The sequence below is a fragment of the Janthinobacterium sp. HH102 genome (genome assembly GCF_001758625.2).
In the GTDB taxonomy this organism is placed as follows: Bacteria; Pseudomonadota; Gammaproteobacteria; order Burkholderiales; family Burkholderiaceae_D; genus Janthinobacterium.
The window spans coordinates 5,779,169-5,791,385 of sequence record NZ_CP062062.1; the positions used below are offsets into that span (position 1 = coordinate 5,779,169).

Annotated in this window: 12 protein-coding genes; 3 read left to right on the forward strand and 9 right to left on the reverse strand. The window is 63.6% G+C overall.

Features of this window, described 5'->3' with window-relative positions; genetic code table 11:
• Positions 1–49: 49 nt before the first annotated feature.
• From JAB4_RS26320 to JAB4_RS26345, 6 genes are all read right to left on the reverse strand, one after another.
• Positions 50–391, reverse strand: coding sequence for a DUF3325 domain-containing protein (locus tag JAB4_RS26320; protein ID WP_070218591.1), 342 nt, complete (start codon positions 389–391; stop codon positions 50–52).
• Positions 388–2,085 carry a PepSY-associated TM helix domain-containing protein gene (locus JAB4_RS26325; RefSeq protein ID WP_070218592.1) on the reverse strand — a complete coding sequence of 566 codons (1,698 nt, stop codon included), beginning with the start codon at positions 2,083–2,085 and terminating at the stop codon, positions 388–390. Before JAB4_RS26325 ends, JAB4_RS26320 begins: the two co-directional genes overlap by 4 nt.
• The gene (locus tag JAB4_RS26330) at positions 2,082–2,363 is read right to left on the reverse strand and encodes a hypothetical protein (RefSeq protein WP_083287002.1); all 282 of its coding nucleotides are present in this window, start codon (positions 2,361–2,363) and stop codon (positions 2,082–2,084) included. The genes JAB4_RS26325 and JAB4_RS26330 overlap by 4 nt, the downstream gene beginning before the upstream one ends.
• 116 nt (positions 2,364–2,479) lie before the next feature.
• Complete coding sequence (locus JAB4_RS26335) at positions 2,480–4,678, reverse strand: TonB-dependent siderophore receptor (RefSeq protein WP_217494199.1); 2,199 nt, start codon at positions 4,676–4,678, stop codon at positions 2,480–2,482.
• Positions 4,679–4,793: 115 nt separating this feature from the next.
• Complete coding sequence (locus tag JAB4_RS26340) at positions 4,794–5,786, reverse strand: FecR domain-containing protein (protein ID WP_070218593.1); 993 nt, start codon at positions 5,784–5,786, stop codon at positions 4,794–4,796.
• Positions 5,783–6,292 carry a sigma-70 family RNA polymerase sigma factor gene (locus tag JAB4_RS26345; protein WP_070218594.1) on the reverse strand — a complete coding sequence of 170 codons (510 nt, stop codon included), beginning with the start codon at positions 6,290–6,292 and terminating at the stop codon, positions 5,783–5,785. The genes JAB4_RS26340 and JAB4_RS26345 overlap by 4 nt, the downstream gene beginning before the upstream one ends.
• Before the next feature lie 239 nt (positions 6,293–6,531).
• On the opposite strand from JAB4_RS26345, the gene ffh reads away from it, so the two are divergent.
• Positions 6,532–7,899 carry a signal recognition particle protein gene (gene ffh, locus JAB4_RS26350; RefSeq protein WP_034746567.1) on the forward strand — a complete coding sequence of 456 codons (1,368 nt, stop codon included), beginning with the start codon at positions 6,532–6,534 and terminating at the stop codon, positions 7,897–7,899.
• 143 nt (positions 7,900–8,042) lie between these two features.
• Here ffh and JAB4_RS26355 read toward each other — a convergent pair whose 3' ends face one another.
• The gene (locus tag JAB4_RS26355; RefSeq protein ID WP_139142937.1) at positions 8,043–8,252 is read right to left on the reverse strand and encodes a hypothetical protein; all 210 of its coding nucleotides are present in this window, start codon (positions 8,250–8,252) and stop codon (positions 8,043–8,045) included.
• A 77-nt stretch (positions 8,253–8,329) separates the two neighbouring features.
• On the opposite strand from JAB4_RS26355, the gene JAB4_RS26360 reads away from it, so the two are divergent.
• Positions 8,330–8,725 (forward strand): SWIB/MDM2 domain-containing protein, encoded by a 396-nt coding sequence (locus tag JAB4_RS26360; RefSeq protein WP_071650146.1) that lies wholly within the window; start codon positions 8,330–8,332, stop codon positions 8,723–8,725.
• Between the two features lie 212 nt (positions 8,726–8,937).
• Here the strand turns inward: JAB4_RS26360 and JAB4_RS26365 are convergent, their stop codons facing one another.
• Positions 8,938–9,555: a lytic transglycosylase domain-containing protein gene (locus JAB4_RS26365; RefSeq protein WP_070218595.1), complete on the reverse strand. Its 618-nt coding sequence runs from the start codon at positions 9,553–9,555 to the stop codon at positions 8,938–8,940.
• A complete protein-coding gene (locus JAB4_RS26370; protein WP_070218596.1) occupies positions 9,552–11,291 on the reverse strand; it encodes a proline--tRNA ligase in 1,740 nt (579 codons plus the stop codon). The genes JAB4_RS26365 and JAB4_RS26370 overlap by 4 nt, the downstream gene beginning before the upstream one ends.
• Before the next feature lie 204 nt (positions 11,292–11,495).
• Between JAB4_RS26370 and JAB4_RS26375 the strand changes: the two genes are divergently transcribed.
• Positions 11,496–12,128, forward strand: coding sequence for an RNA pyrophosphohydrolase (locus JAB4_RS26375; RefSeq protein WP_070218597.1), 633 nt, complete (start codon positions 11,496–11,498; stop codon positions 12,126–12,128).
• Positions 12,129–12,217: the final 89 nt, after the last annotated feature.

The window sequence follows — 12,217 nt, forward strand, 5'->3', positions numbered from 1 at the left end:
GCCAAACGTGAAAAATACATCGGTCTATCCTTGAAAATAGCGGTGGACATCACCGCAGGAACGTCACAAGACCTGCCAGCGCGGCGACGGCTGCCAGCAGGGAACTACGCAACAGCAATCGGGGCGCATATGGCAGCAGCAGGGCCACCAGCAGCGCGCCGGCCGAAATGAACCCCAGCCAGGCGACGACGCCGACGGTGGCGCTCCAGCCGGCCACGCAAGGCCAGATGGCCAGCGCCAGCAGGACGGCACCCGCCAGCTGCAGCGCGCGCCGCACGTTCGGCGCCGCGTCCCTGCCCCAGACCTGGCCATGGTGGCGGTCCATCGCCAGGGAGAGGCTGGCCATGCCCGCATACGACAGGCCCAGCGCGCACAGGATGGTGTTAATCATGACTGTCCTTCCGTAGTGACGTGCAGGCTGACCGATGGTGTTTCCTTGCTTGCCGTCTTTTTGAGCGGTTTTTCCTTGCGCTGGTGAACTTTCCACGCGCCCCAGGCGGCCAGCAGGCCGAAGGCCATGCTGGCCAGCTCCACGCCGGCGCTTTCCCAGTCGCCGCGCGCGATCTGCGCCGCCAGGTTGTCGCCCGTGCTCAGGACATTGAGCACCGGCAGCAGCAGGCACAGGGCGGCCAGCAAGCCCAGTTGCTCGATCCACGCGCGCTTTTCCGCGCGCACGCAGGCGTGCACGAGCATCAAAAACCACACGCCGAAGAAGGCGCGCACTTCCCAGCCGGCGCGGTGCTCGAGGCCGACGGGGATCAAACGGTTCGCCCACAGGAAGCCCACGCAGGCGATGGACAGGCCGGCAATCGCCGCCACGTTCAGGCATTCGATGACGCGGTAGACGCGCTGCGTGTAAGCGCCGAACTCGCCGCCCGACTTCTGGCGGCGCTTGACCATGAACATGATCGCGCCCGTGCCCATCATGGCCGTGCCGGCCAGGCCGCAGAAGAAGTACAGCCAGCGCATGGGCGTGCCGCCAAAACCCACCATGTGCAGATTCGACATGACGGAGCGCGTCAGGCCCGCGCCGCCCGTGTCGGACGCTCCGGGCAGGCGCAAGGCGGTCTGCTCGCCCGTGGCCAGCGCATAGCAAGCCCTGCCCGTGTTGGCGCTGATGCGTTCCATCGTGTCCGTCTCTTCATTCCAGCCGTACATGCACACGCGCATGGAGGCGTCGTTCGGATTGTCCAGCACCACGGCGCGGATTTCCTGGCCGATGGACTGTTCGGCGCGCAGCGCGAACGCTTCCAGCGCGGGAATGGCCAGCGGCTGGCCCGTCTTCACGGGTTTGCCCGCGTCGTTCCAGTCGCTCAAAAAGGCTTTCTTGGGATTGTCCATGCCGTATTGCGCGGCCACGGGGGCCGGCACATAGTCATCGCTGAAGAATGCCAGGCCCGTGTAGGCGATCATGAACTGGAACGGCAAGGTCAGCACGGCCACGGCGTTGTGCGCGTCGAGCCACGAGCGCTGGCCCTTGGCCGGGCGGAAGGTGAAGAAATCCTTGAAGATGCGCTTGTGCGTGATGACGCCGCTCACCAGCGCCACCAGCATGATCATGGTGGTGATGCCGACGATCCAGACGCCGATGCGCCCCGCGTGCAGCTCGTAGTGGAAATCGACGAAATGGTGGCCGCCGATGGTTTCCCGTTCCGTTGCCTCGCGCGCATGTTCGATGACGGCGCCCGTCAGCGGATCGAGCTCCGCCGAGCCATAGCCGCCGCTGGGCTGGAACCAGTAGGCGGACAGGCCGTGGCCGGGACGCTGCACGGGCCAGATTTCCCACATGTCCGCCTTCGGATGTTCCTTGGCCATGAAGTCGAGCGCCAGCTCCAGGCGGTGGCCACGGTCCGTGACCTTCGGCAACGGCGGATCGTTCGCATGCGCCGCTTCTTCCAACGCGTGTTCGGGCGTCATCCAGTGCCCGATCGGGTCGTCGAAGACGGCCAGGGTGCCGGTCAGGAAGATGGCGAACAGCAGCCAGGAAATCCACAGGCCGCTCCACGTATGCAGCCAGGCCATGGCCTGGCGCAGGCCGCCCTGCTGCGGCGTTTTCACCACTTTGTCTGCCTTGACGGCGTTCATGCGGCACCCCGCGACAGCAGCAGGCCGATGCCGCCGCACAGGATCGCTGGCAACAGCATGCCCAGCCAGGCGCGGCGCAGGTCCTGCACGGCAAAGACCCAGATCACGGCGCAGGTGTAGACGACAAAGGCGCTCAGGGTCGCCGTCAGCACGGCTTCGGCGCGCGACAGCGGCAGCACGGCCGCCAGCAGCACGGCCACGCCGGACGTGAGCGCATAGCCGCCAAAGACGGCGGCAAGCACGCGCGAAAACAACATCATGTTGGCCGACTTCATCATCGCGGCACTCCCCGTGGCATACGCCGGCTCACGCCATTACTGGCGTGGGCCAGATTCAACTGCACATCCATAAGCCATGCATCCTTCATCAAGATAGGTCATTCAAAAGTGATTGTTTACAGTTTGTAGTTCAATGTCAGCATCACGTTGCGCGGCGCCCCGACCAGGTTGCCGAAGACATCGGAATAGATGCTCTGGTAATAGTGCTTGTCCAGCGCATTGTTGACGTTCAGGCGCAGCTCGGCGCGGCTGTCGATCTGCCAGGCCGCGTTCAGGCCCACGATCGCGTAGCGGCCCTGGCGCAGATGGTAGGTGCCGTCGCTCGACTCGGTCGCGCCCTGCCCGTACACCGACGCGCCGACGCGCCAGCCCTGTGCGGCGCCGGACAGGCGGTAGCTGGTGGCCAGCTTGAGCTGCTGGCGCGGATAGCGGCTGTTGAAATCCTTGCCGATATTGGCCGGATCGCTGTCGCGCGTGAATTGCGCCTTCACATACGTAAAACCGGCCGACAGCTGCCAGTCCGGCGTCAGCGCGCCCGCCACGTCCAGCTCCACGCCTTCGCTGCGCACTTCGCCCGACGCGCGCTGGCAATAGCCCCAGGTACTGCCGGGGCAGGGATTCGGACCGGCCAGGTCGTCCACGCCGCGGTTCTGCTGGCGGATCTGGAACACGGCCGCGCTGGCATTGAGGGCGCCGCCGAAGTATTCGCCTTTCACGCCCGCTTCATAGTTGGTGCCGCTGATCGGTTTCAGGGGCCGCGCATTGGCATCGGTGGACGCCTGCGGCTGGAAGATCTCGGTCCAGCTGGCGTACACGGAATGCTGCTTGTCGAGGTCATACACGACACCGGCGTACGGCGTGAATTCGCGCGCCACCGAGTAGCCGGCATCGTCCTTGTACCAGCTCACGCGCCCGCCCAGCACCAGCGACAGCGGCTCGGTCAGGCGCAGGCGCGTGCCCGCATACACGCCGCTTTGCTCGGTAATGCTGGCCGTGCGCCACTGCGCGTAATTGATGACGGGGCGCGCCACGCTGCCCGCGTCCCAGTGGAACGGGTCGAGCACGGGCGCAGCCGCGCCCCAGCTGTACGGCGCCCAGCCGCCATAGCTGTTTTTCGACGAACGGCGGTGGCTGGCGCCGACGGTCAGCTCGTGCTCGCGGCCGAACAGGCTGTAGCTGCCGCTGGCATACGCGTCATAGCTGGTGTTGGCCAGTTCGGCGCGGTAGCTTTGCGAATTGAAGCGCAGGGTGTCGCCGCGGCGGTTGATGCCGGAAAACGTCGTGTCGATCTCGGGCGTCTTGCGCGTGGCCGCCAGCTTGGCCTTCCAGCCGTTGGCGAAGCGGTGTTCCAGTTCGGCGAAGATGGTTTTATCGGTCTGGCGCCAGCCGTCGAAATCGCTGCCCAGGTAGGTGGAGCGGGGCAAATTCAAAAAGCGGCCGTCGGCGGCCGTCACCACGCCCGTCGTCACGCCGTCGTTATCGGTCTTGCGGTAGTGGGCGCCCACGGTCAACGTGGTATCGGGACGCAGATCGGCCTCGATGATGCCGTACAGCTGGTGATTGCGTCCATGCAGCACGTCGACAAAATCCTTCTTGTCCTGCACCGTGACGACCATGCGCCCGCGCAGGGTCTTCGCTGCGTTGAGCGCGTTGGCCGCATCGGCTTCCAGACGGTAGTTGCTCCAGCTGCCGATGCTGGCCGAGAACGACGCTTGCGGCGTGGCCGTCGGGCGCTTGCGCACCATGTTGATGGCCGCGCTGGGCGTGCCGCTGCCCGTCATCAAGCCCGTGGCGCCGCGCACCACCTCGATGCGGTCATAGATGGCCAGGTCGTCATTGTCGCCATTGAACGTGCCGTTCGCGCCCAGGCTGGTAGGCAAGCCGTCGAACAGGATGTTGTCGATTGGAAAGCCCCGCGCGCTGAAACTGCCCGAATCGCCCGTAAAGTTGCCCTTTTGCATGACAAGACCCGTGATCGACTGCACGGCATCGTCCAGGGTCGTGATGCCGAGGTCGTCGATCTGCTGGCGCGTCAGCACGCTGACCGACTGCGGCGTTTCGCGCAGCGACAGGTTCAGCTTGGTTGCCGTGTTGCTCACGCCCGTCGTGTAGGAGCCGCTGCCTTCCGTCGTCGCATCGCGCCCCGCAGTGACGGACACGCCGAGCATGGTTTGCTCGGTCGCGGGAATGGCTGGCGCCTGCTGCGCCAGCGCCGGCAGGCTGGTGGCCAGGCACAGGGCCGCGGCGGCTTGCGCCAGCGGACGCAGTGAGGAGTGAGAGGATGGCAAACTGACAAAAGGCAAAGCGTGCGACATGAAAGTTCCTGATAGTAATGGCGTCATGAGACGGTAAAAAACAGGCGCCTACCTTGTAGGTGCCGCGAAAACGAAAAACGGGCAGCCGGATGGCTAAATATTTCTGCGCAGCGTGCTATGACGCCGGCTCGACGCTGACCCAATAGCGCGTGCGGCTGCGGACCTGCACCGGCAGCGAGTTGGGCAGCATGTTCAAAATGCGCTGCGTGTCGGCCAGCGGGAACACGCCCGACAGGCGCAGCTGGGCCACTGCCGGCGCGCAGTCGATCACGCCGGGGCGGTAGCGGGCCAGGTCGGCCAGGAAATCGCCCAGGGTCACGTCGTCGACGATCAGCTGCCCGCGCGACCAGGCATGCGCATACGCAGCGATGGCGTGCGGCGCGTCCAGCGTCTGGCGGGAAAATGCCACGCCGCGCCCGGCCGCCAGCAGCATTGGCGCGCCGGCACTGTCGCGGGGACGGATTTCCACGGCGCTTTCCAACACGTCCACCGTGCTGTAGTCATCCTGCTGGCGTACGGCAAAGCGCGTACCCAGCGCGCGCACCAGGCCTTCGCGCGTGGCTACCACCAAAGGCGCGGCGCTGCCGGCACCGTGGCCGCTAACGACGAGGATCTCGCCGGCCAGCAGCTCGATCAGGCGGCGGCTGGCGTCGAAACGCACGTTGACGGCCGATCCCGTATTCAGGCTGAGCACGCTGCCATCGTCCAATATCACCTCACGCCGCTCGCCCGTGGCCGTGCGGTAGTCGGCACGCAGGGCGCGCATATCATCCCAGGCGCCCGTCTGCGCGGCCAGCATGCCGCCGCCGGCCGCCACGCCCAGCCACGCCAGCACCTGGCGCCGCTTGCCGTTGACGGCTTTGCGCTGCGTGCCGGCCAGCGCCTGCGCGGCCGCGCCGCGGTGCAAGCCGTTGAAGCGCCGCGATACCGCTTCGATATGCCGCCAGGCCTGTTCATGTTCCGGGTCGGCGGCGCGCCAGCGCTGCCAGGCGGCCTGCTGCGCTTCGCTGGCCTCGCTCGACATCAGCACGGTCAGCCACTCGGCCGCCTGCTGCTGCACGTCCTCGCGAATGGCTGGCGGTGCCGCCGGTTCTGCCGCCGTGCTCATGCCGGCAGCGAGAAAAACACCTGGCGGTTGGCGCGCGTCAGGTATTGCTTGACCGAGCTGGCCGATACGTTCAGGCGCGCGGCGATCTCGGCATAGCTGAGGCCTTCGAGCTGCGCCAGCAAGAACGCCGTGCGCACGGGACCCGGCAAGCCGTCGAGGGCCTGGTCGATCTCCTGCAAGGCTTCCAGCGCCAGCAGCCGCGCTTCCGGCGCGGGCACCACCTCGGGCGGCAGGCAGGCGAGCGCCTCTAGGTAGGCGTCTTCCAGCACCTGCCGGCGGTAGCGGTGCGCCACCAGGCGGCGCGCGACGGTGGCGAGAAACGGCCGCGCTTCGCGGATCTGCGGCGCGGAAGCGGCCGTCAGCACGCTGATGAAGGTGTCTTGCGCCAGGTCCGCCGCGTCGCCCGCATTGCCCAGCTTATGCCGCAGCCAGCCCTGCAGCCAGCCGTGATGGCTGCTGTAGAGCGCGTGCAGGTCTTGTTGCTGTGCAAAATCGGCGGCCGACATGGCATTCCTTTCCGGTCTGGCGCGACGCGCCCACGAATGTAAATAAGAATTATTCTCATTTTAACCGTGTTTTTGACTTTCATGCAATCGCGGCATTGGCAGAAATACCAACTCATTCAAAAGCCGGCCAACCGCCAGGCGCTGCCGCGCGGGACCGCCAGCCACCCGCGATAAGGTAAAATGACGGCCATCGTCCGGCTTGCGCCGCCCACTCCCAAGCTTTTCATTGCAGGTTCATCATGCTAGATAATCTCACCCAACGGCTTGCCAAAGTCGTCAAGACCATGCGCGGCGAGGCGCGCCTGACCGAAGCGAACACCGCTGACATGCTGCGCGAAGTGCGCCTGGCGCTGCTCGAAGCCGACGTCGCCCTGCCCGCCGTGCGCGAATTCATCGCCAAAGTCAAAGAAAAAGCCATGGGCGAGGATGTCATTTCCTCGCTGACGCCAGGCCAGGCCCTCGTTGGCGTGGTGCAGCGCGAGCTGGCCGCCCTGATGGGCGCCGACCTGGGACCGGAAGCGTCGCAGATCAGCTTTGCGCAGCAGCCGCCCGCCATCATCCTGATGGCCGGTCTGCAGGGTGTGGGTAAAACCACCACCGTCGGCAAGCTGGCGAAGTACCTGAAGGAAGAAAAGAAGAAGAAAGTGCTGACCGTCTCGGCCGACGTGTACCGTCCCGCCGCGATCGCCCAGCTGCAATCGGTCACCGCCCAGGTCGGCGCCGACTTCTTCCCGTCCACCAGCACGGACAAGCCGGTTGATATCGCCCTGGCCGCGCTGGACTGGGCGAAAAAGCACTACCACGACGTGCTGATCATCGATACGGCGGGCCGTCTCGGTATCGACGAAGAGATGATGCGCGAAATCGCCGCCGTCCACGGCGCCGTGAAACCGATCGAAACCCTGTTCGTCGTCGACGCCATGCTGGGCCAGGACGCCATCAATACGGCCAAGGCCTTCAATGATGCGCTGCCGCTGACCGGTATCGTGCTGACCAAGCTCGATGGCGATGCGCGCGGCGGTGCCGCCCTGTCCGTGCGCCACATCACGGGCAAGCCGATCAAGTTTGCCGGTGTCTCGGAAAAACTCGACGGCCTGGAAGCGTTCGATCCGACCCGCATGGCCAACCGCATCCTCGGCATGGGCGACATCCTCGCCCTGGTCGAAGAAGCGCGCAAGGGCGTCGACAGCAAGGCAGCGGCCGATCTGGCGCAAAAGATCAAGGTCGGCGGCAAGTTCGACATGAACGACTTCAAGGCGCAATTGGGCCAGATGAAGAAAATGGGCGGCATGGCCAACCTGATGGACAAGCTGCCGGCCCAGTTCCAGCAGGCGGCAGGCGGCAAGAACATGGATCAGGCCGATAAGCAGGTGCGCCGCATGTGCGGCATCATCGATTCGATGACGCCGCAGGAACGCGCCAAGCCTGAACTGATCAAGGCCACGCGCAAGCGCCGCATCGCCGCCGGCGCCGGCGTGCAGGTGCAGGAAGTGAACCGCATGCTGACGCAATTCGAGCAGATGCAGACGATGATGAAGAAATTGTCGGGCGGCGGCATGATGAAGATGATGCGCAGTATGAAAGGCATGATGCCCGGGATGAGGTAAGGCTTCAAAATCCGCTGCGCGGTGGTTCTTGCGGCCGGCGATGCTCACCGTACTTTAGTACGGTTGCGCTTCTCGGCCACAAATACCATCCGCTCGCTGTGATTTTGAAGGCCTTTTTTACGCCGCGTGAGACGTAGTTCAAGTCAAAAAACACCGTTCCAAATAATGCCGGATTGCATTTTCATGTGTCCGGCATCACGCTTCCCGCCCTCCGCAGCGCCCCTCCCCGCATAGCCAGCAACCATGCCATTTACGGGTAAAAACGCCGTTCTGCGCTCCCAAGCGGTGCGCCCGGGCGACAGCATTGCCATTTCCCTGCTTTTTCCTCGTGAAAACGTGAAAAACACTTGCATACAAGGTAAATCCACACCAATATTAGCCGTGCGATTAATTGCGCAATTTCCCATGTGTTTGTTAAGGAGGCTCGAAGATGGCAACAGCCAAAAAAACCCCAGTAGCAGCGCCAGCCAAAGCAGCAGCAGCCAAGCCTGCAGCCGCCAAGAAAGCAGCACCCGCAGCCAAGGCAGCAGCTAAACCAGCAGCGGCGAAGAAAGCGGCAGCACCGGCAACACCACGCAAGCCAAACGCAGCATTCATGAAAGCAATGACGCCATCGAAAGATCTGGCCGCCGTTGTTGGCGCAGCACCACTGCCGCGCACGGAAGTGACCAAAAAGGTATGGGATTACATCAAAAAACTCGATCTGCAAGATCCGGCCAACCGCCGCATGATCAATGCGGACGACAAGCTGAAAGCTGTTTTCGGCGGCAAAGCCCAAGTCTCCATGTTTGAAATGACGAAACTGATCTCCGATCATTTGAAATAATCAGATACGCACAGGGCGTCTACGCCGTGTGAGTGCCCCGCCGCTTTACTGCGAGCGGGGCATTTTTTTGCTGCGGGGGTCAACCATGTTGTCGGATGACGGTCTTTCAGACCTAATCCGACCTACGTCCGCCCCATTCACCCGGGATCATTCCCTCAACACCGTTAATACAGAGCTCTGCGCCAACGCTGCCGGGGGTCTGACCCCAGCCTTTATTTGACTTCCCACTGCTTCCAAGCCGCCCTTACCGCATTCGGATACTCGGCCCTGCCCCGGCTGCCGTTGTAGCGCCCCAGCGCCAGGTATAAATCACCCTTTTCCATATCCAGGTACATGCGCAGGATCGCGCAGCCGTAGCGCAGGTTTGTCTGCATGTGGAACAGCTTGCTGCGGTCATGGTCGCCGATGACGCCCGTCCAGAATGGCATCACCTGCATGTAGCCGCGGGCGCCGGCCAGCGAAACGGCATATTTGCGGTAAGCCGATTCCACCTGGATCAGACCCAGCACCAGGGCCGGTTCCAGGCCCGCGCGGCGCGCTTCGTACCAGACGGTTTCCAGGAATTCCGTGCGCAGCTGGGCGTCCGGCAGCTTTCGCTGCAGGCGTTGCGACATCTGCGCCAGCCATTGCTGGTAGCGCTGCAGGTCGGCGGGCGTGGCAAATTTGGGCTGCGGCGGGCGTTCGTCGCGGATCGCATGCGACAGGGCCAGGCGGACGGAGTCGGCCAGCGCCTCCTCTTTCTGGTTGCCGGCCTGCGCCGGAGAGACGCAGGCCAGGCCGGCGGCCAGCGCGAGCGCGCCAGCCGTTTTACTTACCGATAGGCGCTTCACTGCGCCATTTTGCCCTGGATGAAGGCGACGATCTCGTCCGGCGCCACGCCGGTCGCTTCCGCATCGCGGCGGCCCTGGTATTCCAGCTTGCCTTCTTTCAGGCCGCGCTCGCCGATGACGATGCGGTGCGGCACGCCAATCAGTTCCCAGTCAGCAAACATGGCGCCAGGGCGCAAGCCGCGGTCGTCGACGATGACGTCCACGCCAGCGCCTTGCAGCGCCGCGTACAGCTTCTCCGTCTCTTCCTTGACCAGTTCGCTGCGGTCCATGCCCATCGGGCACAGCACGACTTCGAACGGCGCGATCGACGCAGGCCAGATGATGCCCTTGTCGTCGAAGTTCTGTTCGATGGCGGCGCCCAGGATGCGCGTCACGCCGATGCCGTAGCAGCCCATCTGCAGCGGCGCAGGCTTGCCGTTTTCGTCGAGGAAGGTGGCTTTCATGCTTTCCGAGTACGCCGTACCCAGCTGGAACACGTGACCCACTTCGATGCCGCGCTCGATGGCCAGGGCGCCCTGGCCGTCCGGCGACGCGTCGCCGGCGACGACGTTGCGCAAGTCGGCCACGATGGCAGGCTCGGCCACGTCACGGCCCCAGTTGGCGCCCGTGTAGTGGAAACCGGCCTCATTCGCGCCGCAGACGAAGTCGCTCATGTGGGCGACCGTGCGGTCCGCCACCACGGTGACCGGCGCCTTCGTGCCGATCGGGCCCAGGTAGCCGGGGATGGTGCCGTAGACTTCCAGGATTTCCGCTTCCGTCGAGAAACGGTGACCGGCCAGGCCGGCAACCTTGCCCACCTTGATCTCGTTCAATTCATGGTCGCCGCGCAGCAGCAGCATGAAGTGCTGTTTCGTGACTTTTTCATCCTTGCCCGTCGTCTCCACCGTCAGGGCGATGGTTTTCACGGTGCGCGACAGCTCGATGCCCAGCAAGGCGGCCACGGTTTCGCACTTGACGGTGTCCGGCGTGGCCGTTTTCGTCAGCGCCTGGCTGGCGGCCGGGCGCTCGCCCGCTGGCGGCAGCGCTTCGGCCGCTTCCATGTTGGCGGCGTAGTCGGAGGTCGGGCAGTACACGAGCGCGTCTTCACCCGTGTGGGCGATGACGTGGAATTCATGCGAACCGGAACCGCCGATGGCGCCGTTGTCGGCTGCCACGGCGCGGAATTTCAGGCCGAAACGCGTGAAGATGCGCGTGTAGGCATCAAACATGACCTTGTACGACGCCTGCATGCCGGCCAGGTCGCGGTCGAACGAATACGCGTCCTTCATCGTGAATTCGCGGCCGCGCATCAGGCCGAAGCGTGGGCGGCGCTCGTCGCGGAACTTGGTCTGGATATGATAAAAGTTCAACGGCAACTGGCGGTAGGACTTGATTTCCGTGCGCACGACGTCCGTGATGACTTCTTCCGACGTCGGCTGGATCGCGTATTCGCGGCCGTGGCGGTCTTTCACGCGCATCAGTTCGTCGCCCATCTTGGTCCAGCGGCCCGTTTCCTGCCACAGTTCGGCCGGCTGCACGAGCGGCATCAGCAGTTCGATGGCGGCGGCTTTGTTCATCTCGTCACGGATGATGGCTTCCACCTTGCGGATCACGCGCAAGCCCATCGGCATGTAGGTATAGATGCCGGAACCGAGGCGTTTGATCATGCCTGCACGCATCATCAATTGGTGGCTGACGATTTCCGCGTCAGAAGGTGCATCTTTAAGTGTGGAAATAAAAAAACGGGAGGCGCGCATAACGGTGAATTCTTTTTAAAAAGAGAGGGTTATAATCAACCTAATTTTAAAGGATTAGCTGGCTGATGCGTCCATACTTTACACAAATGCGCTCAATTGGTGCGATTCCGGCGCTTTTCGCACCCCGAAAAGGTCACCGGCTTGCGAAGTTGTGGGTAATTATGTAAAAAAGGACGCACTGTCGCAGAAAGTTTGAGGTGCATTATGCTCGACCGTGAAGGGTTTCGGCCCAACGTCGGCATCATCCTGCTAAACGCCCAGAACGAGGTGTGGTGGGGCAAGCGGGTGCGCGAGCACTCATGGCAGTTTCCGCAAGGCGGTATCAAATATGGCGAAACACCGGAACAAGCCATGTTTCGCGAACTTGAAGAGGAAATCGGACTCAGACAGGAACACGTCAAAATTGTCGGCCGCACCCGCGACTGGCTGCGCTATGAAGTGCCAGACCACTTCATCAAGCGCGAGATTCGTGGCCATTACCGTGGCCAGAAGCAGATTTGGTTTCTGCTGAGAATGTGCGCGCGCGATAACGACGTCAATCTGCGCCTGACCGACCATCCGGAGTTCGACGCCTGGCGCTGGCATGAATACTGGGTCCCGCTCGATGTCGTCATTGAATTTAAACGCGATGTGTACCAGCGCGCCTTGCAGGAGCTGTCCCGCTTCCTGACCTGGCCCGTGCATGGCAACGCACAGCAAGCGCACCGCCACACGTCGCGCTACCTGCGCCAGCCCCATGCGCCACGGGCACAGGACGGCGCGGCACTGGCCAAGCCTTGCGACGGCATCGCCGCCGAAGGGTGTACGCCGGAGCTGATCTTGCCGGGCAAGGAGTAGTCAGCCGCAATGAACGCACGCTCCCACGCAAAAGGGGCAGCCTGAACAGGCTGCCCCTTTTTTCATGCCGGCAGGAAACTCCCCTGCCG

Excerpts from the sequence above, each read along its gene's own strand:
- JAB4_RS26340 (WP_070218593.1), bottom strand. The coding sequence starts at position 5,786 with ATGAGCACGGCGGCAGAACCGGCGGCACCGCCAGCCATTCGCGAGGAC.
- JAB4_RS26355 (WP_139142937.1), bottom strand. The coding sequence starts at position 8,252 with ATGCAAGTGTTTTTCACGTTTTCACGAGGAAAAAGCAGGGAAATGGCA.
- JAB4_RS26370 (WP_070218596.1), bottom strand. The coding sequence starts at position 11,291 with ATGCGCGCCTCCCGTTTTTTTATTTCCACACTTAAAGATGCACCTTCT.
- JAB4_RS26330 (WP_083287002.1), bottom strand. The coding sequence starts at position 2,363 with ATGATGAAGTCGGCCAACATGATGTTGTTTTCGCGCGTGCTTGCCGCC.
- JAB4_RS26320 (WP_070218591.1), bottom strand. The coding sequence starts at position 391 with ATGATTAACACCATCCTGTGCGCGCTGGGCCTGTCGTATGCGGGCATG.
- JAB4_RS26325 (WP_070218592.1), bottom strand. The coding sequence starts at position 2,085 with ATGAACGCCGTCAAGGCAGACAAAGTGGTGAAAACGCCGCAGCAGGGC.
- JAB4_RS26375 (WP_070218597.1), top strand. The coding sequence starts at position 11,496 with ATGCTCGACCGTGAAGGGTTTCGGCCCAACGTCGGCATCATCCTGCTA.
- JAB4_RS26335 (WP_217494199.1), bottom strand. The coding sequence starts at position 4,678 with ATGTCGCACGCTTTGCCTTTTGTCAGTTTGCCATCCTCTCACTCCTCA.
- ffh (WP_034746567.1), top strand. The coding sequence starts at position 6,532 with ATGCTAGATAATCTCACCCAACGGCTTGCCAAAGTCGTCAAGACCATG.
- JAB4_RS26345 (WP_070218594.1), bottom strand. The coding sequence starts at position 6,292 with ATGTCGGCCGCCGATTTTGCACAGCAACAAGACCTGCACGCGCTCTAC.
- JAB4_RS26360 (WP_071650146.1), top strand. The coding sequence starts at position 8,330 with ATGGCAACAGCCAAAAAAACCCCAGTAGCAGCGCCAGCCAAAGCAGCA.